The organism is Shigella sp. FC1544 (assembly GCF_001722145.1).
Taxonomy (GTDB): Bacteria; Pseudomonadota; Gammaproteobacteria; order Enterobacterales; family Enterobacteriaceae; genus Escherichia; species Escherichia coli.
This window is the reverse complement of the sequence record NZ_MECT01000558.1, coordinates 1-19,737: the sequence shown is the minus strand read 5'-3', so window position 1 is coordinate 19,737 and position 19,737 is coordinate 1. Positions and strand designations below refer to the sequence as shown.

Sequence of the window (19,737 nt, the reverse complement as noted above, 5' to 3'; positions counted from 1 at the left end):
AAAACCGTGTTGAGGCCAACGCCCATAATGCGTGCACTGGCGCGACATCCGACGCCATTCATGGCCATATCAATGATTTTCTGGTGCGTACCGGGCTGAGAGGCGGTGTAAGTGAACTGTAGTTGCCATGTTTTACGGCAATGAGAGCAGAGATAGCGCTGATGTCCGGCAGTGCTTTTGCCGTTACGCACCACGCCTTCAGTAGCGGAGCAGGAAGGACATCTGATGGAAATGGAAGCCACGCAAGCACCTTAAAATCACCATCATACACTAAATCAGTAAGTTGGCAGCATTACCAATAGAGACACTTAAATTGACATTGTCTTTTTTGCCTCTTCTTTCATGGCATTCGCAAGATCAATATAGAAAGGATGTTGCTGTGTTAATAATGACGCACCAATTTTATACTCTTTTGCCAACGAATTTTGCGAGAACAATGCCAGGCTCACCAACATAGCTGAACCAAGTAATTTAATATTTTTCATAAACAATCCTCATTGTTTTTGTAGGGTACAACGTCTTAAATTTTTCCTTCACTACCACAGACACCAATAATACGAGTTACGACTTCTTTCATGGCGGCCTTTGCGGACTGCATATAGTGGCGTGGATCATTTGCCGCAGGATTGTTGTAGAAATATCCTTTTAACGCATCGGCAAACGCAATTTTCAATTCTGTCGCGACATTCACTTTACAAATACCGCGGCGAATACAGTGCTGAACGTCCTGTTCTGATAAGCCCGAAGCACCATGCAACACCAGTGGAATCTCCACTCGCTGACGAATCTGTTCCAGCCGCACAAAATCCAGTCGTGGTTCATGCGCATATAAACCATGTGCTGTGCCGATTGCTACGGCCAGGGAGTCAATTTGGGTACGTTGAACAAACTCTGCAGCTGCGGCTGGTGAGGTATAAGCGGAATCTTTTTCATCCACCAGCAGATCGTCCTCCTGGCCGCCAAGACGCCCTAGCTCGGCCTCAACGCTAACATCAAAGCGATGGCAAAAGGTGGTAACTTCTTGCACTCGCGCAATGTTGTCTTCAAATGGCAAATGGGAGCCATCAATCATGACAGAACGGATCCCTGCGCGAACCTTGTTAAAAATGTCATCACTCTCTTCATGATGGTCGAGATGCAGGACTAACGGCAGGTTGTACTCGCGAGCCAGCGATTGTACTAACGAAATTAAACTTCCCACGCCACCATAACGATAAGTACCGGGTGTTCCCGCCAGCATAACGGGAGAGCGAAGTTGTGCAGCGCTCTCAACAACTACCTGTAAAGTTTCAAGGTTATGAATGTTGAAAGCGGGGACGGCATATCCCTCTGACTGGGCTTTTTTCAGCATGTTTTTGCTTGAAATGATGTACATCGCAGCTCCTGTTATTTGTCGTTCGCCTTACAAAATGAAGAAAGAGAATATTAACTTTCATTTTGAAAGCAAACTAGCACAGCAAAAGCGGCAAAAAGCGTGATACATGTCGAATATCATCAAAATAACTTACAAAAAAATAACTTAATTTGTTTTTCACTTTACAAGTGAAACCAATAACATCTCTGCATAAATATGAATAAATTCATTTATTTTTCAATTAATTAATCTATTTTTGTTGCGATTTTTGACCCATGATTTTCTTTTCGAATTGTCGATATTATTGAAGGATAACTTTCAAAGAAAAATACAAGGGGCTATAGTGTTACGCATTAAAGGCCAATGAAGAGTGTTAACGTGCCGAGAAAATCGTCTAACCTACTGAAACGCAGATTAAAAATTGCAGAAATTGTTGCCGCCCAAGGTGAAATCAAAGTTGATGACTTATCTGCACAACTTGGTGTCTCTGGCGTGACGATCCGCGGCGATCTCAGTTATCTGGAGCAACAGGGATATTTAAAGCGATCATTTGGCGGTGCTATTGCGACACCACTCTCCTCTGAACCAGAAGCGATACAACCGATCGCGCCATTGTCTCTGGCACAACAAATGGAAATAGCACGACATTGCGCACGGCTAATTCGCGATCGTGACACGCTATTTCTTGGACATGGGACAATCTGCCGTAAGATCATTCCATTGCTCAGCGAAGTGAAAAAACTGCGTCTGATCACCAACGATCCCGAACATGCGCTGCTGGCAAATCAGTTTATTGATGGCGAAATAATACTGGCTGGCAGTGAAATGCTGCGCCCCGACACCGCACTGGCCGGAAAACCGCTTGAACAGGCACTTCAGCATTTCACCATTACACATAGCATTCTGGAAATCAACCATCTGGATGCTGATGGTACTTTAAATATCAACGTTCCCAGACTGGCCGCTGCCTGGCAGCTCTGTTTCGATCATGCCCAGAATAAGACGGTTATCGTTGCCGCCGATCCTGCGCCATCAACGGCTGCTATCGGGCATTTGCATCAGGCAGAAAATGTGATCGTCAGCCGCAGCATTAACGAACAATATCAGCAACAATTGCAGTCGGCTGATTTCGTTATCCTTTATACCAGTAATGAGTGCTTTACCTGGTCCAATCGCGAAAGGCTTCAGGAATGAGAGGGGTTTTGTGACAATAACTATCTGCGCTATGGGCGAATTGCTGGCCGAGTTTTTGTCCCGCAACCCACATCAAACATTCACTCAGCCTGGGGAGTTTATCGGGCCATTTCCCAGCGGTGCGCCAGCAATTTTTGCTGCTCAGGTGGCAAAACTGTCCCATCGGGCCATCTTCTTCGGATGTGTTGGTAATGATGATTTTGGCCGACTCATTATAGAGCGCCTCCGTCATGAAGGTGTCATTACCGATGGGATCCATGTTATGAACAATGCCGTCACAGGTACGGCGTTCGTGAGTTATCAAAATCCCCAGCAGCGCGATTTCGTCTTTAATATCCCTAACAGCGCCTGCGGCTTGTTTACTGCTGAGCACATTGATAAGGATCTGCTAAAACAGTGTAACCATCTCCATATTGTGGGCTCATCGTTGTTCTCATTTCGCATGATCGATGTCATGCGTAAAGCAATAACGACGATCAAATCGGCTGGCGGCACCGTTTCTTTCGATCCCAATATTCGCAAAGAGATGCTGAGCATTCCTGAAATGGCGCAGGCTCTCGATTATTTGATTGAATATACGGATATTTTCATCCCCAGCGAAAGCGAACTCCCTTTCTTCGCGCGTCACAAAAATCTGTCAGAAGAACAGATTGTTAGCGATCTTCTCCACGGCGGCGTAAAACATGTGGCGATAAAACGCGCCCAGCGTGGGGCCAGCTATTACAAGCTTAAAAACGGTACATTACACGCCCAGCATGTTACAGGCCACGATATCGAAATTATCGATCCAACGGGTGCAGGCGACTGCTTTGGCGCAACGTTTATCACTCTTTTCTTATCCGGTTTCCCGGCACATAAGGCACTGCAATATGCAAATGCCAGCGGCGCGCTCGCCGTAATGCGGCAAGGTCCGATGGAAGGGATATCCTCACTGGCTGACATTGAAGACTTTTTGCAGCAGCACTGAACGGCAATTTTCTGTCAGATTATTTTCCCTGCCTGAAGAGTTGCCGTAGAATTGCCCGTTTCTCGTATCCCCCCATGAGGAGGAACCCTTCCGTGGACACTCGTTTTGTTCAGGCCCATAAAGAGGCGCGCTGGGCGCTGGGGCTGACCCTTTTGTATCTGGCAGTTTGGTTAGCAGCCGCTTACTTACCTGACGTTGCCCCCGGTTTTACCGGCTTTCCGCGCTGGTTTGAGATGGCCTGCATCCTGACGCCGCTGCTGTTTATTGGACTGTGCTGGGCGATGGTGAAATTTATCTATCGCGATATCCCACTGGAGGATGACGATGCAGCTTGAAGTGATTCTACCGCTGGTCGCCTATCTGGTGGTGGTGTTCGGTATCTCTGTTTATGCGATGCGTAAACGGAGCACCGGTACCTTCCTTAATGAGTATTTCCTCGGCAGCCGCTCTATGGGCGGTATTGTGCTGGCGATGACGCTCACCGCGACCTATATCAGTGCAAGTTCGTTTATCGGCGGGCCTGGAGCTGCTTATAAATACGGCCTGGGTTGGGTATTGCTGGCGATGATTCAGCTTCCTGCAGTCTGGCTTTCGCTCGGTATTCTCGGCAAGAAGTTCGCGATTCTTGCGCGCCGCTACAATGCAGTGACGCTGAACGACATGCTGTTTGCCCGCTACCAGAGTCGTCTTCTGGTGTGGCTGGCGAGTTTGAGTTTGCTGGTTGCGTTCGTTGGGGCAATGACCGTGCAGTTTATCGGCGGTGCGCGCCTGCTGGAAACCGCGGCGGGTATTCCTTATGAAACCGGGCTGCTGATTTTCGGTATCAGCATTGCGTTGTATACCGCCTTTGGCGGCTTTCGCGCCAGCGTGCTGAACGACACCATGCAAGGGCTTGTGATGCTGATTGGCACCGTTGTGCTGCTTATTGGCGTGGTACATGCCGCAGGTGGTTTAAGTAATGCGGTAGAGACGCTGCAAACCATCGATCCGCAACTGGTTACGCCACAAGGCGCTGACGATATTCTGTCGCCTGCCTTTATGACGTCGTTCTGGGTACTGGTGTGCTTTGGCGTGATTGGCCTGCCGCATACTGCGGTGCGCTGTATCTCTTATAAAGACAGCAAAGCGGTACACCGGGGGATCATCATCGGTACGATTGTAGTCGCAATCCTGATGTTCGGTATGCACCTGGCCGGAGCGTTAGGTCGTGCAGTGATCCCCGATCTCACCGTACCGGACCTGGTGATCCCGACGTTAATGGTAAAAGTGCTGCCACCGTTTGCTGCCGGGATCTTTCTGGCTGCACCTATGGCTGCGATCATGTCGACAATTAACGCCCAATTGCTACAAAGTTCCGCTACGATCATTAAAGATCTCTATCTGAATATCCGTCCGGATCAAATGCAAAACGAGACGCGTCTGAAGCGGATGTCGGCGGTAATTACGTTAGTTCTCGGCGCGTTGCTGCTGCTTGCCGCCTGGAAGCCGCCAGAAATGATCATCTGGCTGAATTTGCTGGCCTTCGGTGGGTTGGAAGCCGTTTTCCTGTGGCCGCTGGTGCTGGGTCTTTACTGGGAACGCGCCAACGCCAAAGGCGCGCTAAGTGCGATGATCGTTGGCGGCGTGCTGTATGCCGTACTCGCGACGCTGAATATTCAGTACCTGGGCTTCCACCCTATCGTGCCCTCGTTACTACTAAGTTTGCTGGCTTTCCTGGTCGGAAACCGTTTCGGTACATCCGTCCCGCAAGCTACCGTTTTGACTACTGATAAATAAAGAGTTTTGCCATGCCTTGGATCCAACTGAAACTGAACACCACCGGCGCGAACGCTGAAGATCTTAGCGATGCGCTGATGGAAGCGGGTGCCGTTTCTATCACTTTTCAGGATACCCACGATACGCCAGTATTTGAGCCGCTGCCGGGCGAAACGCGCCTGTGGGGCGACACCGATGTGATTGGTCTGTTCGACGCTGAAACCGATATGAACGACGTGGTGGCGATTCTGGAAAACCATCCGCTGCTCGGCGCAGGCTTCGCGCATAAAATCGAACAACTGGAAGATAAAGACTGGGAGCGCGAATGGATGGATAATTTCCACCCGATGCGCTTTGGTGAACGACTGTGGATCTGCCCAAGCTGGCGTGATGTGCCGGACGAAAACGCCGTCAACGTGATGTTAGACCCAGGGCTGGCGTTTGGTACGGGTACCCATCCAACTACCTCTCTGTGCCTACAATGGCTCGACAGCCTCGATTTAACTGGTAAAACAGTCATCGACTTTGGCTGCGGTTCCGGCATTCTGGCTATCGCGGCGCTGAAACTGGGTGCAGCAAAAGCCATTGGTATTGATATCGATCCGCAGGCGATTCAGGCTAGCCGCGACAACGCCGAACGTAATGGCGTTTCTGACCGTCTGGAACTCTACTTACCGAAAGATCAGCCAGAAGAAATGAAAGCCGACGTGGTGGTCGCGAACATCCTTGCAGGCCCATTACGTGAACTGGCACCGTTAATCAGCGTCCTGCCGGTTTCAGGCGGTTTGCTGGGCCTTTCCGGTATTCTGGCAAGCCAGGCAGAGAGCGTTTGTGAAGCTTATGCCGATAGCTTCGCACTGGACCCGGTCGTGGAAAAAGAAGAGTGGTGCCGTATTACCGGTCGTAAGAATTAACCTTCGCATCGCCGTAGGGTGACGCGGGGCGAAGTGCGAGCAAGCTCACAAAAGGCACGTAAATTTGCCGGTTATTTACGCAAATTTGCGTGCCAAAATTTTCATTCATAAAGAAAAATTGAGAACTTACTCAAATTTCTTTGAATGTAAATTTTAGTCACTATTTTCTAATATGATGATTTTTATAAGTAATTATCGCACCACGCTCATTTTAAATGCAATTCTTTGATCCATCTCAGAGGATTGGTCAAAGTTTGGCCTTTCATCTCGTGCAAAAAATGCGTAATATACGCCGCCTTGCAGTCACAGTATGGTCATTTCTTAACTCATGCGCATCGGACAATATCAGCTCAGAAATCGCCTGATCGCAGCGCCCATGGCTGGCATTACAGACAGACCTTTTCGGACGTTGTGCTACGAGATGGGAGCCGGATTGACAGTATCCGAGATGATGTCTTCTAACCCACAGGTTTGGGAAAGCGACAAATCTCGTTTACGGATGGTGCACATTGATGAACCCGGTATTCGCACCGTGCAAATTGCTGGTAGCGATCCGAAAGAAATGGCAGATGCAGCACGTATTAACGTGGAAAGCGGTGCCCAGATTATTGATATCAATATGGGTTGCCCGGCTAAAAAAGTGAATCGCAAGCTCGCAGGTTCAGCCCTCTTGCAGTACCCGGATGTCGTTAAATCGATCCTTACCGAGGTCGTCAATGCAGTGGACGTTCCTGTTACCCTGAAGATTCGCACTGGCTGGGCACCGGAACACCGTAACTGCGAAGAGATTGCCCAACTGGCTGAAGACTGTGGCATTCAGGCTCTGACCATTCATGGCCGTACACGCGCCTGTTTGTTCAATGGAGAAGCTGAGTACGACAGTATTCGGGCAGTTAAGCAGAAAGTTTCCATTCCGGTTATCGCGAATGGCGACATTACTGACCCGCTTAAAGCCAGAGCTGTGCTCGACTATACAGGGGCGGATGCCCTGATGATAGGCCGCGCAGCTCAGGGAAGACCCTGGATCTTTCGGGAAATCCAGCATTATCTGGACACTGGGGAGTTGCTGCCCCCACTGCCTTTGGCAGAGGTTAAGCGCTTGCTTTGCGCGCACGTTCGGGAACTGCATGACTTTTATGGTCCGGCAAAAGGGTACCGAATTGCACGTAAACACGTTTCCTGGTATCTCCAGGAACACGCTCCAAATGACCAGTTTCGGCGCACATTCAACGCCATTGAGGATGCTAGCGAACAGCTGGAGGCGTTGGAGGCATACTTCGAAAATTTTGCGTAAACAGAAATAAAGAGCTGACAGAACTATGTTCGAACAACGCGTAAATTCTGACGTACTGACCGTTTCTACCGTTAACTCTCAGGATCAGGTAACCCAAAAACCCCTGCGTGACTCGGTTAAACAGGCACTGAAGAACTATTTTGCTCAACTGAATGGTCAGGATGTGAATGACCTCTATGAGCTGGTACTGGCTGAAGTAGAACAGCCCCTGTTGGACATGGTGATGCAATACACCCGTGGTAACCAGACCCGTGCTGCGCTGATGATGGGCATCAACCGTGGTACGCTGCGTAAAAAATTGAAAAAATACGGCATGAACTAATTCAGGTTAGCTAAATGCTTGATTAAAAAGGCGCTACTCGGCATGGGGAAGCGCCTTTTTTATAGGTGTCACAAAGGGAGTGACCATGAGAACAGGATGTGAACCGACCCGGTTTGGTAATGAAGCTAAGACCATTATTCACGGTGATGCGCTTGCCGAACTTAAAAAGATCCCCGCCGAAAGTGTCGATCTGATCCTTGCCGACCCACCATATAACATCGGTAAAAATTTTGATGGTCTGATCGACGCCTGGAAAGAAGATCTGTTTATCGACTGGCTGTTTGAAGTGATTGCAGAGTGCCACCGCGTTCTGAAAAAGCAGGGCAGCATGTACATCATGAACAGCACGGAAAACATGCCCTTTATCGATCTCCAGTGCCGCAAGCTTTTTACCATCAAAAGTCGCATCGTCTGGTCATATGACAGTTCTGGTGTACAGGCGAAAAAACACTACGGCTCCATGTACGACCCCATCCTGATGATGGTGAAAGACGCAAAGAACTACACATTCAACGGTGATGCTATTCTGGTAGAAGCCAAAACCGGATCGCAGCGCGCGTTGATCGATTATCGCAAAAATCCTCCACAGCCATACAATCATCAAAAAGTACCGGGTAACGTCTGGGATTTTCCGCGCGTGCGTTATTTGATGGATGAATATGAGAACCACCCGACGCAAAAACCGGAAGCCTTACTGAAACGCATTATTCTCGCCTCTTCCAACCCAGGCGATATCGTTCTCGACCCGTTTGCCGGTAGCTTTACTACCGGTGCCGTAGCCGTCTCCAGCGGGCGAAAATTCATTGGTATTGAGATCAACAGCGAGTACATCAAAATGGGGCTTCGACGGCTGGATGTCGCGTCGCATTACTCTGCGGAAGAACTGGCGAAAGTGAAAAAAAGAAAGACCGGCAACCTGTCAAAACGAAGCCGGTTAAGCGAAGTTGACCCCGATCTCATTGCAAAGTAAAGGAAGTGTAAGCCTGGTTTTCAGATTATTCATTTCGTGTATATTTCCTGCCAGACTTGGTTAAACATGCACAGGCTCAGGTAATGATTCGCAAGTATTGGTGGCTCGTCGTTTTCGCTGTCTTCGTTTTTCTGTTTGATACTTTACTGATGCAGTGGATTGAACTGCTGACAACAGAAACAGACAAATGCCGTAATATGAACTCAGTTAATCCACTAAAACTGGTTAACTGTGACGAACTGAATTTTCAGGACAGAATGTGAATTTACATGACACTTAATTCATTCGTTTGATGAATTAATTTCGTTATGTTTTCATCTGGCATGAACATTCTTAATACGTTATCGACCAGCGCGGGTGCTTGTTTATAAAGATCATAACCCGCCATATTCATTAACCAGTTTTGAACAATTCCGCTGAAGGCACCATTAATAATAATCATCACAACATCTAAATCGAGGTTATTTGCTACACAACCTTGTTGCTGACACGCCTGCAATACTTCGCGGAGAGTCTGCGGATTAAAGCCCATCTTTTCGCGTATCACTCCCTCGGCCAGCATCTCATCATTAAATTCACATTTGTGATATAAGATTTTCAGCAACGCCTGCTGGCGGGGAATTTTGGCAATATATTGCAAGCCGACAATCAATTTTTCACGCAATTGTTGAAACGGGTCATGCTCTAATCCAGCCGTCAAGTGTTCCTGGATTAACTCCCGCAATGAAGGCTGTTGCAACCACATCTCATTAAACAGTTGAGTCTTGTTTTCGAAGTGCCAGTCGATAGCGCCACGCGTAACGTTAGCGGCGTCGGCAATGTCGTTGAGCGTCGTCTTGCTTACGCCATGCTGCGCAAACTGGGCGATGGCAGTTTCAATCAGTTCTTGCCGGGTCTTCAGAGCTTCGGCTTTGGTTCTTTTTGCCATGATTAATTATTCAGGAAATAAATATATTCGACACAGGGTGAGAAAATAGCGAAGGTTAATCTATCATCTAATGTGTATTTATACGAGAGGGTAACATTGAGTTGCTATAAATCGTCAAATAAACAATGTATATTATTTACCTAAAATACATTCGCCACATGAATATATATTTCAATTTACGAGGTTTTAATTCTGCCTCTTTCAACCCGCGTCAAAATAAAACAGTAGAATATTAATCTTTTTTTGTGTTTATGTGCCTTGAGACGCCAGTATTCATAACTATTCCTTACATCGACGAATGATAATTTGTAGGATAGCAAACTGTATTTTTCTTTCTGCGAGTTAACGCGTTGCCTTTCTGGGTAAATAACGCGCTTTTGGTTTTTTGAGGAATAGTAATGACGAAACATGCCAGGTTTTTCCTCCTGCCCTCCTTTATTCTGATCTCCGCGGCTTTAATCGCCGGTTGTAACGATAAGGGAGAAGAGAAAGCTCACGTCGGTGAACCGCAGGTTACCGTTCATATTGTGAAAACGGCCCCGTTAGAAGTTAAGACTGAATTACCAGGCCGCACCAATGCTTACCGTATAGCCGAAGTTCGCCCACAGGTTAGCGGGATCGTACTGAATCGTAATTTCACTGAAGGCAGCGATGTACAAGCAGGCCAGTCCCTGTACCAGATCGATCCCGCGACCTATCAGGCAAATTATGACAGCGCGAAAGGCGAACTGGCGAAAAGTGAAGCCGCCGCCGCCATCGCGCATTTGACGGTAAAACGTTACGTTCCGCTCGTGGGTACGAAATACATCAGCCAGCAGGAGTACGACCAGGCCATTGCTGATGCTCGCCAGGCCGATGCCGCCGTGATTGCCGCAAAAGCCACAGTCGAAAGCGCTCGCATCAATCTCGCTTATACCAAAGTGACTGCGCCAATTAGCGGACGTATCGGCAAATCGACCGTGACCGAAGGCGCTCTTGTCACTAATGGGCAAACGACTGAACTGGCGACTGTCCAGCAGCTCGATCCTATCTACGTTGATGTGACCCAATCCAGCAACGATTTTATGAGGCTGAAGCAATCCGTAGAGCAAGGAAATTTGCATAAGGAAAACGCCACCAGCAACGTAGAGTTGGTCATGGAAAACGGTCAAACCTATCCCCTGAAAGGTACGCTGCAATTCTCTGATGTGACCGTTGATGAAAGCACCGGCTCCATAACCCTACGTGCTGTCTTCCCTAACCCGCAACATACGCTTTTGCCGGGTATGTATATGCGTGCACGGATTGATGAAGGCGTCCAACCTGACGCCATTCTTATCCCGCAACAAGGCGTTAGCCGCACACCGCGTGGTGATGCAACCGTGCTGATTGTTAACGATAAAAGTCAGGTGGAAGCGCGCCCTGTCGTTGCCAGTCAGGCGATTGGCGATAAATGGTTGATTAGCGAAGGTCTGAAATCTGGCGATCAAGTCATTGTCAGCGGCCTGCAAAAAGCGCGTCCGGGAGAGCAGGTTAAAGCCACTACCGATACCCCCGCAGATACTGCATCGAAGTAAGGTAATCTGACATGGCAAACTTTTTTATTCGACGACCGATATTTGCATGGGTGCTGGCCATTATTCTGATGATGGCGGGCGCACTGGCGATCCTACAATTGCCCGTCGCTCAGTATCCAACCATTGCACCGCCTGCGGTTTCTGTTTCGGCAAACTATCCAGGTGCTGATGCGCAGACCGTGCAGGATACGGTGACGCAGGTTATCGAACAGAATATGAATGGTATCGATAACCTGATGTATATGTCCTCCACCAGCGATTCCGCCGGTAGCGTGACAATTACCCTTACCTTCCAGTCCGGGACCGATCCTGATATCGCGCAAGTGCAGGTGCAGAACAAACTCCAGCTCGCCACGCCGTTGCTGCCGCAGGAGGTTCAGCAGCAGGGGATCAGTGTTGAAAAGTCCAGTAGCAGCTATTTGATGGTGGCGGGTTTTGTCTCTGATAACCCAGGCACCACACAGGACGATATCTCGGACTATGTGGCCTCTAACGTTAAAGATACGCTTAGCCGTCTGAATGGCGTCGGTGACGTACAGCTTTTCGGCGCACAGTATGCGATGCGTATCTGGCTGGACGCCGATCTGCTAAACAAATATAAACTGACACCGGTTGATGTGATTAACCAGTTGAAGGTACAGAACGATCAGATCGCTGCCGGACAGTTGGGCGGAACGCCAGCGTTACCAGGGCAACAGTTGAATGCCTCGATTATTGCTCAAACGCGGTTAAAAAATCCGGAAGAATTCGGCAAAGTGACCCTGCGCGTAAACAGTGACGGCTCGGTGGTACGCCTGAAAGATGTCGCACGGGTTGAACTTGGCGGTGAAAACTATAACGTTATCGCTCGTATCAACGGAAAACCGGCGGCGGGCCTGGGGATTAAGCTGGCAACCGGCGCGAATGCTCTCGATACCGCGAAAGCCATTAAGGCAAAACTGGCGGAATTACAGCCATTCTTCCCGCAGGGAATGAAGGTTCTCTACCCTTATGACACCACGCCATTCGTCCAGCTTTCTATTCACGAAGTGGTAAAAACGCTGTTCGAAGCCATTATGCTGGTGTTCCTGGTGATGTATCTGTTCTTGCAGAATATGCGAGCAACGCTGATCCCCACCATTGCGGTACCCGTGGTGTTGTTAGGGACGTTTGCCATCCTCGCCGCTTTTGGTTACTCCATCAACACACTAACGATGTTCGGGATGGTGCTTGCCATCGGGCTGCTCGTCGATGATGCGATAGTGGTGGTGGAGAACGTCGAGCGCGTGATGATGGAGGATAAGCTCCCGCCAAAAGAAGCGACGGAAAAATCGATGTCGCAAATTCAGGGCGCACTGGTGGGTATCGCGATGGTGCTGTCAGCGGTATTTATTCCGATGGCATTCTTCGGCGGTTCTACTGGGGCAATTTATCGCCAGTTCTCTATCACCATCGTTTCGGCAATGGCACTTTCTGTTCTGGTGACATTGATTCTTACCCCTGCGTTATGTGCAACGCTGCTTAAACCCGTCTCTGCTGAGCATCACGAAAATAAGGGCGGTTTCTTCGGCTGGTTTAATACCACCTTCGATCATAGCGTTAACCACTACACCAACAGCGTCGGCAAAATCCTCGGTTCCACAGGACGATATTTACTGATCTATGCGCTGATTGTTGCAGGAATGGTGGTGTTGTTTTTACGTCTTCCGTCTTCCTTCTTACCTGAAGAGGATCAGGGTGTCTTTCTGACCATGATTCAGTTACCCGCTGGCGCGACGCAAGAGCGGACGCAAAAAGTGTTGGATCAAGTGACGGATTACTATCTGAAGAACGAGAAAGCGAACGTTGAAAGTGTCTTTACGGTTAACGGCTTTAGCTTCAGCGGCCAGGCATAAAACGCCGGTATGGCCTTCGTCAGTCTGAAACCGTGGGAAGAGCGTAATGGTGATGAAAACAGTGCGGAAGCGGTAATCCATCGTGCCAAAATGGAATTGGGCAAGATCCGCGACGGTTTTGTCATTCCATTCAATATGCCAGCCATTGTTGAACTGGGCACGGCAACGGGTTTCGACTTTGAGTTAATTGATCAGGCTGGGCTGGGTCACGATGCCCTAACCCAGGCCCGTAACCAGTTGCTTGGTATGGCGGCGCAACATCCTGCCAGCTTAGTCAGCGTGCGTCCTAATGGCCTGGAAGACACCGCGCAGTTTAAACTGGAAGTTGACCAGGAAAAGGCGCAGGCATTAAGTGTTTCACTTTCTGACATCAATCAGACCATTTCAACGGCGTTGGGTGGGACTTATGTTAACGACTTCATCGACCGTGGTCGCGTGAAAAAGGTGTATGTTCAGGCGGATGCCAAATTCCGTATGCTGCCAGAAGATGTCGATAAACTTTATGTCCGCAGCGCCAACGGCGAAATGGTGCCATTCTCGGCCTTTACCACTTCACATTGGGTGTATGGCTCTCCGCGACTGGAACGCTACAACGGTCTGCCGTCAATGGAGATTCAGGGGGAAGCCGCGCCAGGAACCAGTTCCGGCGATGCCATGGCGTTGATGGAAAACCTTGCGTCAAAATTACCTGCGGGCATTGGTTATGACTGGACGGGTATGTCGTATCAGGAACGCTTATCGGGAAACCAGGCTCCCGCTCTGGTAGCAATTTCCTTTGTGGTTGTTTTCCTGTGCCTTGCTGCACTCTATGAAAGCTGGTCAATTCCTGTCTCGGTTATGTTGGTCGTGCCGTTAGGGATTGTCGACGTGCTGCTGGCGGCAACACTCTTTAATCAAAAAAATGACGTCTACTTTATGGTGGGCTTGCTAACGACAATTGGCTTGTCGGCCAAAAACGCTATTTTGATTGTTGAGTTCGCTAAAGATCTCATGGAGAAAGAGGGTAAAGGTGTTGTTGAAGCGACACTAATGGCAGTACGTATGCGTCTGCGTCCTATCCTGATGACCTCTCTCGCCTTTATTCTCGGCGTATTACCGCTAGCTATCAGTAACGGTGCAGGCAGTGGCGCGCAGAACGCAGTGGGTATTGGGGTAATGGGCGGAATGGTCTCTGCAACGTTGCTGGCAATCTTCTTCGTACCGGTGTTCTTTGTGGTGATCCGCCGTTGCTTTAAAGGATAAATCAGAAACATAAAGGCACTTTCGGGTGCCTTTATTATTTTCAGTGAAACCCATAAAAATTAATAAGATATTCTTCCACTCACTCTTTAAAAACTTTCTATAGTTCCCGCTCCCTTCACTATTTTTACAATTCACATAATTTGTCATTATTCATTCCGCAATATTTATAACCTCCGGTGATAAAATGGCATTCAGCTCGTTAATAAGAGAGTTAACTTATTAAGCGTTAGCGTTTATTACTGAGGTAACACCATGAAAAGATTAATTCCTGTGGCATTGCTCACCGCATTGCTGGCGGGCTGTGCTCACGATTCGCCCTGCGTTCCGGTTTATGACGATCAGGGTCGTCTGGTTCACACCAATACCTGTATGAAAGGCACGACTCAGGATAACTGGGAAACGGCTGGGGCTATTGCCGGCGGGGCAGCGGCTGTTGCTGGCCTGACAATGGGGATCATCGCTCTGTCGAAATAACTGAACAGGGCGCGGAGTTTCGCGCTCTGTTTAACGATACAGTATCTTTACATAAGATAAAATATTGCTATATTCTGCTGGCTAATTCTCTGCTGATTTAGCATGTTATATCGCGTTATTTCGCTGCTTTCGAAATAACGCATCAATTTAACTTTCACACTTCCCACCAGAAATATACTCACGCTAACAATCATTATTCTGCTTAGTAAAACACGCGTAAATATTTTGCGCCAAAATGTGGCGCATGTTTCATTTTCGCACCATTGCGGGGCGCTGTTTTTATTATTTCCTGTCTACACTCAGCTTATTGCGACGCGAAATCGTGCGCAAAAGCTGGCACTACTTTTGCTTATAAGAGGATGGCCACAGACAGGTAAAAGACGTTTCCCAAACGTCCTATAACGATAATTTTCGCCTCACAGGAAGCATTATGAAAAAGATGATGATAGCCACACTGGCTGCCGCCAGCGTGCTGCTTGCCGTTGCAAATCAGCGCATGCTGGCGCGACGCTTGATGCCGTTCAGAAAAAAGGTTTTGTGCAATGCGGGATCAGTGATGGATTACCTGGGTTCTCTTATGCCGATGCAGACGGTAAGTTTTCAGGTATTGATGTTGATGTTTGTCGTAGTGTTGCCGCTGCTGTATTTGGTGACGACACGAAAGTGAAATATACCCCACTCACAGCAAAAGAACGCTTCACGGTTTTACAGTCAGGGGAAGTGGATTTGCTCTCCCGTAATACGACCTGGACTTCATCTCGCGACGCCGGGATGGGAATGGCATTTACTGGCGTCACTTATTACGACGGCATTGGCTTCCTGACGCACGATAAAGCGGGGCTAAAAAGCGCGAAAGAACTGGATGGCGCTACCGTCTGTATTCAGGCGGGTACTGATACCGAACTCAACGTTGCCGACTATTTCAAGGCAAACAATATGAAGTACACACCGGTGACTTTCGATCGCTCTGACGAATCAGCGAAGGCACTGGAATCTGGTCGCTGCGATACGCTGGCCTCGGATCAGTCGCAACTGTATGCCCTGCGCATCAAATTAAGCAACCCAGCTGAATGGATTGTCTTACCGGAGGTTATCTCTAAAGAACCGCTTGGGCCGGTAGTTCGTCGTGGCGATGATGAATGGTTCTCGATTGTACGCTGGACGCTTTTCGCCATGCTGAATGCTGAAGAGATGGGCATCAATTCCCAGAACGTCGATGAAAAAGCGGCTAATCCAGCAACGCCTGATATGGCACATCTGCTGGGTAAAGAAGGCGATTACGGCAAGGATCTGAAGTTGGATAATAAATGGGCCTATAACATCATCAAACAGGTGGGTAACTACTCGGAAATTTTCGAGCGTAACGTAGGTTCAGAAAGCCCGCTGAAAATTAAACGTGGGCAAAATAATCTCTGGAATAACGGCGGTATTCAGTACGCGCCGCCCGTGCGTTAAGTCGGTGTGAGGTAACGAGCGTCGCTACGGCGGCGCTCTCTTCAGCGTTATGCTTTCCGAGGTTTCTATGTCTCATCGCCGCTCAACCGTTAAAGGCTCACTCTCCTTTGCCAACCCTACGGTTCGTGCCTGGTTATTCCAGATCCTTGCCGTTGTTGCTGTTGTCGGAATTGTTGGTTGGTTATTTCACAACACTGTAACGAATCTCAGTAATCGTGGCATTACTTCAGGTTTTGCCTTTCTGGATCGCGGCGCTGGCTTCGGTATTGTCCAGCATTTGATCGATTACCAGCAGGGCGACACCTACGGACGCGTTTTTATTGTCGGCTTACTCAATACGCTACTGGTTTCTGCATTGTGTATTGTGTTCGCTTCTGTTTTAGGCTTCTTTATCGGTCTGGCGAGACTTTCGGATAACTGGCTGCTACGAAAGCTATCCACAATTTATATTGAGATCTTCCGTAATATTCCCCCGCTGCTGCAAATCTTCTTCTGGTACTTTGCCGTGTTGCGCAATTTGCCCGGACCACGCGCCAGGCTGTGAGCGCGTTTGATCTGGCCTTTTTGAGCAATCGTGGGCTTTATATTCCGTCACCGCAGCTGGGAGACGGATTTATTGCGTTTATCCTGGCTGTTGTTATGGCTATAGTCCTTTCTGTTGGGCTATTCCGCTTTAATAAAACATACCAGATAAAGACCAGACAACTGCGCCGCACCTGGCCGTTCGCCGCAGTGTTGATCATCGGTTTGCCTTTACTGGCGCAATGGCTTTTTGGCGCAGCACTACACTGGGATGTCCCAGCCCTACGAGGCTTTAACTTCCGCGGCGGAATGGTTTTAATTCCTGAACTGGCAGCCTTAACGCTGGCACTTTCGGTTTATACCTCTGCATTTATCGCCGAGATTATCCGCGCTGGGAGCCAGGCAGTGCCTTATGGTCAACATGAAGCGGCTCGGTCACTGGGGTTACGCTACGCCAGGTCATTATTCCCCAGGCACTGCGAGTGATTATTCCGCCGTTAACCAGCCAGTATCTCAACATCGTCAAAAACTCCTCTCTTGCCGCCGCTATTGGCTATCCCGATATGGTTTCGCTGTTTGCTGGCACCGTGCTGAACCAGACGGGGCAAGCCATCGAGACGATAGCCATGACCATGTCGGTCTATCTGATTATCAGCCTGACTATCTCGCTGCTGATGAATATCTATAACCGCCGCATCGCGATCGTTGAACGCTAAGGAGTCATGATGACAAAAGTATTGCTGTCTCAGCCCTCGCGCCCAGCGAGCCATAACTCAAGCCGCGCGATGGTGTGGGTGCGAAAAAATCTGTTCTCCAGCTGGAGCAATAGCCTGCTGACTATTGGCTGCATATGGTTGATGTGGGAACTGATCCCACCGTTGCTGAACTGGGCATTTTTGCAGGCTAACTGGGTTGGCTCAACGCGTGCCGACTGCACAAAAGCCGGTGCCTGTTGGGTCTTCATCCACGAACGATTTGGTCAGTTTATGTATGGACTTTACCCACACGACCAACGCTGGCGAATTAACCTGGCATTACTGATTGGCCTTGTGTCAATCGCACCAAAATACTCCCGCATCGCGGTCGCTATATTGCGGTCTGGGCGGTGATTTACCCACTGATTGTCTGGTGGCTGATGTATGGCGGTTTTTTTGGTCTTGAGCGGGTTGAAACCCGGCAATGGGGCGGGCTGACGCTAACTTTAATTATTGCATCCGTTGGGATTGCGGGGGCGCTACCGTGGGGGATCTTACTGGCGTTAGGTCGCCGCTCCCATATGCCGATTGTGCGTATCTTATCGGTCATTTTTATCGAGTTCTGGCGCGGCGTACCGCTGATTACCGTATTGTTTATGTCTTCGGTCATGCTGCCGTTGTTTATGGCAGAAGGCACCAGTATCGACAAACTGATCCGCGCGCTGGTTGGCGTGATCCTGTTTCAGTCAGCATATGTTGCGGAAGTCGTGCGAGGCGGATTACAGGCCCTACCTAAAGGGCAATATGAAGCGGCAGAGTCGCTGGCGTTGGGGTACTGGAAAACTCAGGGGCTGGTTATTCTGCCACAGGTGTTGAAGCTGGTAATTCCTGGGCTGGTAAATACCATCATCGCACTCTTCAAAGATACCAGCCTGGTGATCATCATCGGCTTGTTCGATCTTTTCAGTAGCGTTCAGCAGGCAACCGTTGATCCCGCCTGGTTGGGTATGTCGACGGAAGGGTATGTTTTCGCCGCGCTGATCTACTGGATCTTTTGTTTCAGCATGTCACGTTATAGCCAACATCTGGAAAAACGTTTTAACGCCGGGCGTACACCGCATTGAGGACACTATGAGCCAAATTTTACTGCAACCTGCTAACGCGATGATTACGCTGGAAAACGTCCATAAATGGTATGGACAATTCCATGTTTTGAAAAATATAAATTTAACCGTGCAACCGGGAGAACGGATCGTTCTGTGTGGCCCTTCTGGTTCCGGTAAATCGACAACCATTCGTTGTATTAATCATCTGGAAGAACATCAACAGGGACGGATTGTCGTAGATGGCATCGAACTTAATGAAGATATCCGCAATATTGAGCGCGTCAGGCAGGAAGTGGGAATGGTATTTCAGCATTTCAATCTCTTCCCTCATCTGACCGTTTTACAGAACTGTACCCTGGCACCGATTTGGGTACGCAAGATGCCTAAGAAAGAGGCTGAAGCTCTGGCGATGCATTACCTTGAGCGGGTGAGAATTGCCGAACATGCGCATAAGTTTCCCGGACAGATTTCAGGTGGTCAGCAGCAACGCGTTGCCATTGCGCGTTCGCTGTGTATGAAGCCGAAAATTATGTTGTTTGATGAACCAACGTCGGCGCTCGATCCGGAGATGGTGAAAGAGGTGCTGGATACGATGATTGGGCTGGCGCAGTCGGGTATGACAATGTTGTGTGTAACACATGAAATGGGGTTTGCACGTACCGTCGCTGACCGGGTAATTTTTATGGATCGTGGGGAGATAGTGGAACAAGCTGCACCTGATGAATTTTTTACGCATCCTAAATCAGAGCGTACGAGGGCATTTTTATCGCAGGTAATCCATTAATTGAATGTTAGTTCGAAAAGCAAAAAGGCCATCCTTTCGGATGGCCTTTTTGTTGATTTGATGTCTGGCAGTTTATGGCGGGCGTCCTGCCCGCCACCCTCCGGGCCGTTGCTTCGCAACGTTCAAATCCGCTCCCGGCGGATTTGTCCTACTCGAGAGAGTGTTCACCGACAAACAACAGATAAAACAAAAGGCCCAGTCTTCCGACTGATCCTTTTGTTTTATTTGATGTCTGGCAGTTCCCTACTCTCGCATGGGGAGACCCCACACTACCATCGGCGCTACGGCGTTTCACTTCTGAGTTCGGCATGGGGTCAGGTGGGACCACCGC

At 49.0% G+C, this 19,737-nt stretch carries 16 protein-coding genes, 1 rRNA gene and 4 pseudogenes; 16 read left to right on the top strand and 5 right to left on the bottom strand.

Annotation, left to right across the window (positions count from 1 at the left end; all coding sequences use genetic code 11):
- The 3 genes from BGK49_RS20995 to BGK49_RS20985 all read right to left on the bottom strand — a co-directional run.
- On the bottom strand, nucleotides 1-242 hold a 242-nt coding region (locus BGK49_RS20995; RefSeq protein WP_001735704.1), incomplete at its 3' end, for an IS1 family transposase.
- A gap of 66 nt (nucleotides 243-308) precedes the next feature.
- Complete coding sequence (locus tag BGK49_RS20990) at nucleotides 309-485, bottom strand: hypothetical protein (RefSeq protein WP_001432566.1); 177 nt, start codon at nucleotides 483-485, stop codon at nucleotides 309-311.
- A gap of 35 nt (nucleotides 486-520) precedes the next feature.
- Nucleotides 521-1,375, bottom strand: coding sequence for a tagatose bisphosphate family class II aldolase (locus BGK49_RS20985; protein ID WP_000275536.1), 855 nt, complete (start codon nucleotides 1,373-1,375; stop codon nucleotides 521-523).
- Nucleotides 1,376-1,717: 342 nt separating this feature from the next.
- On the opposite strand from BGK49_RS20985, the gene BGK49_RS20980 reads away from it, so the two are divergent.
- The 9 genes from BGK49_RS20980 to BGK49_RS20940 all read left to right on the top strand — a co-directional run bounded on the left by BGK49_RS20980 (nucleotide 1,718) and on the right by BGK49_RS20940 (nucleotide 9,033).
- On the top strand, nucleotides 1,718-2,548 hold the full coding sequence (locus BGK49_RS20980) for a DeoR/GlpR family DNA-binding transcription regulator (RefSeq protein ID WP_000843959.1): 831 nt from the start codon (nucleotides 1,718-1,720) through the stop codon (nucleotides 2,546-2,548).
- 31 nt (nucleotides 2,549-2,579) lie between these two features.
- Complete coding sequence (locus BGK49_RS20975) at nucleotides 2,580-3,515, top strand: sugar kinase (protein WP_032335822.1); 936 nt, start codon at nucleotides 2,580-2,582, stop codon at nucleotides 3,513-3,515.
- Between the two features lie 92 nt (nucleotides 3,516-3,607).
- Nucleotides 3,608-3,850 carry a YhdT family protein gene (locus tag BGK49_RS20970; protein WP_001446003.1) on the top strand — a complete coding sequence of 81 codons (243 nt, stop codon included), beginning with the start codon at nucleotides 3,608-3,610 and terminating at the stop codon, nucleotides 3,848-3,850.
- Nucleotides 3,840-5,291 (top strand): sodium/pantothenate symporter, encoded by a 1,452-nt coding sequence (gene panF / locus BGK49_RS20965; protein WP_001175722.1) that lies wholly within the window; start codon nucleotides 3,840-3,842, stop codon nucleotides 5,289-5,291. The genes BGK49_RS20970 and panF overlap by 11 nt, the downstream gene beginning before the upstream one ends.
- An 11-nt stretch (nucleotides 5,292-5,302) precedes the next feature.
- Nucleotides 5,303-6,184: a 50S ribosomal protein L11 methyltransferase gene (prmA, locus tag BGK49_RS20960; protein ID WP_001145827.1), complete on the top strand. Its 882-nt coding sequence runs from the start codon at nucleotides 5,303-5,305 to the stop codon at nucleotides 6,182-6,184.
- Between the two features lie 328 nt (nucleotides 6,185-6,512).
- On the top strand, nucleotides 6,513-7,478 hold the full coding sequence (gene dusB, locus BGK49_RS20955; RefSeq protein ID WP_001219652.1) for a tRNA dihydrouridine synthase DusB: 966 nt from the start codon (nucleotides 6,513-6,515) through the stop codon (nucleotides 7,476-7,478).
- A gap of 25 nt (nucleotides 7,479-7,503) precedes the next feature.
- On the top strand, nucleotides 7,504-7,800 hold the full coding sequence (gene fis / locus BGK49_RS20950; protein WP_000462905.1) for a DNA-binding transcriptional regulator Fis: 297 nt from the start codon (nucleotides 7,504-7,506) through the stop codon (nucleotides 7,798-7,800).
- Nucleotides 7,801-7,885: 85 nt separating this feature from the next.
- Nucleotides 7,886-8,770 (top strand): adenine-specific DNA-methyltransferase, encoded by an 885-nt coding sequence (yhdJ, locus tag BGK49_RS20945; RefSeq protein ID WP_001258911.1) that lies wholly within the window; start codon nucleotides 7,886-7,888, stop codon nucleotides 8,768-8,770.
- 83 nt (nucleotides 8,771-8,853) lie between these two features.
- Nucleotides 8,854-9,033: a DUF2556 family protein gene (locus BGK49_RS20940; RefSeq protein ID WP_001355779.1), complete on the top strand. Its 180-nt coding sequence runs from the start codon at nucleotides 8,854-8,856 to the stop codon at nucleotides 9,031-9,033.
- Between the two features lie 2 nt (nucleotides 9,034-9,035).
- On the opposite strand, the gene acrS is transcribed toward BGK49_RS20940, so the two are convergent.
- Nucleotides 9,036-9,698 carry a multidrug efflux transporter transcriptional repressor AcrS gene (gene acrS, locus BGK49_RS20935; protein ID WP_001129495.1) on the bottom strand — a complete coding sequence of 221 codons (663 nt, stop codon included), beginning with the start codon at nucleotides 9,696-9,698 and terminating at the stop codon, nucleotides 9,036-9,038.
- A gap of 398 nt (nucleotides 9,699-10,096) precedes the next feature.
- Between acrS and acrE the strand changes: the two genes are divergently transcribed.
- The 7 genes and pseudogenes from acrE (at nucleotide 10,097) to BGK49_RS20890 (ending at nucleotide 19,406) form a co-directional block, all read left to right on the top strand.
- Nucleotides 10,097-11,254, top strand: coding sequence for a multidrug efflux RND transporter periplasmic adaptor subunit AcrE (gene acrE / locus BGK49_RS20930; RefSeq protein ID WP_069375829.1), 1,158 nt, complete (start codon nucleotides 10,097-10,099; stop codon nucleotides 11,252-11,254).
- Nucleotides 11,255-11,265: 11 nt separating this feature from the next.
- Nucleotides 11,266-14,370, top strand: a pseudogene (gene acrF / locus BGK49_RS20925) (multidrug efflux RND transporter permease subunit AcrF).
- 252 nt (nucleotides 14,371-14,622) lie between these two features.
- Entirely contained in the window at nucleotides 14,623-14,844 is a 222-nt protein-coding gene (locus BGK49_RS20915; RefSeq protein WP_000825639.1) for a putative periplasmic lipoprotein, read from the top strand.
- Between the two features lie 430 nt (nucleotides 14,845-15,274).
- Nucleotides 15,275-16,299: pseudogene (locus tag BGK49_RS20905) on the top strand (amino acid ABC transporter substrate-binding protein).
- A gap of 67 nt (nucleotides 16,300-16,366) precedes the next feature.
- A pseudogene (locus tag BGK49_RS30710) lies at nucleotides 16,367-17,537 on the top strand (amino acid ABC transporter permease).
- Between the two features lie 9 nt (nucleotides 17,538-17,546).
- Nucleotides 17,547-18,640 (top strand): annotated as a pseudogene (locus tag BGK49_RS20895) (amino acid ABC transporter permease).
- A gap of 7 nt (nucleotides 18,641-18,647) precedes the next feature.
- Complete coding sequence (locus BGK49_RS20890) at nucleotides 18,648-19,406, top strand: amino acid ABC transporter ATP-binding protein (RefSeq protein WP_000078313.1); 759 nt, start codon at nucleotides 18,648-18,650, stop codon at nucleotides 19,404-19,406.
- A gap of 230 nt (nucleotides 19,407-19,636) precedes the next feature.
- Here the strand turns inward: BGK49_RS20890 and rrf are convergent.
- Nucleotides 19,637-19,737 (bottom strand): 5S ribosomal RNA (gene rrf, locus BGK49_RS20885); the annotation flags it as partial.

What these genes read in the sequence shown, in the direction of transcription:
- prmA (WP_001145827.1), top strand. Translation starts at nt 5,303, where the DNA reads ATGCCTTGGATCCAACTGAAACTGAACACCACCGGCGCGAACGCTGAA.
- BGK49_RS20890 (WP_000078313.1), top strand. Translation starts at nt 18,648, where the DNA reads ATGAGCCAAATTTTACTGCAACCTGCTAACGCGATGATTACGCTGGAA.
- BGK49_RS20980 (WP_000843959.1), top strand. Translation starts at nt 1,718, where the DNA reads ATGAAGAGTGTTAACGTGCCGAGAAAATCGTCTAACCTACTGAAACGC.
- panF (WP_001175722.1), top strand. Translation starts at nt 3,840, where the DNA reads ATGCAGCTTGAAGTGATTCTACCGCTGGTCGCCTATCTGGTGGTGGTG.
- BGK49_RS20985 (WP_000275536.1), bottom strand. Translation starts at nt 1,375, where the DNA reads ATGTACATCATTTCAAGCAAAAACATGCTGAAAAAAGCCCAGTCAGAG.
- BGK49_RS20990 (WP_001432566.1), bottom strand. Translation starts at nt 485, where the DNA reads ATGAAAAATATTAAATTACTTGGTTCAGCTATGTTGGTGAGCCTGGCA.
- fis (WP_000462905.1), top strand. Translation starts at nt 7,504, where the DNA reads ATGTTCGAACAACGCGTAAATTCTGACGTACTGACCGTTTCTACCGTT.
- acrS (WP_001129495.1), bottom strand. Translation starts at nt 9,698, where the DNA reads ATGGCAAAAAGAACCAAAGCCGAAGCTCTGAAGACCCGGCAAGAACTG.
- dusB (WP_001219652.1), top strand. Translation starts at nt 6,513, where the DNA reads ATGCGCATCGGACAATATCAGCTCAGAAATCGCCTGATCGCAGCGCCC.
- acrE (WP_069375829.1), top strand. Translation starts at nt 10,097, where the DNA reads ATGACGAAACATGCCAGGTTTTTCCTCCTGCCCTCCTTTATTCTGATC.
- BGK49_RS20975 (WP_032335822.1), top strand. Translation starts at nt 2,580, where the DNA reads ATGGGCGAATTGCTGGCCGAGTTTTTGTCCCGCAACCCACATCAAACA.
- BGK49_RS20915 (WP_000825639.1), top strand. Translation starts at nt 14,623, where the DNA reads ATGAAAAGATTAATTCCTGTGGCATTGCTCACCGCATTGCTGGCGGGC.
- BGK49_RS20940 (WP_001355779.1), top strand. Translation starts at nt 8,854, where the DNA reads ATGATTCGCAAGTATTGGTGGCTCGTCGTTTTCGCTGTCTTCGTTTTT.
- yhdJ (WP_001258911.1), top strand. Translation starts at nt 7,886, where the DNA reads ATGAGAACAGGATGTGAACCGACCCGGTTTGGTAATGAAGCTAAGACC.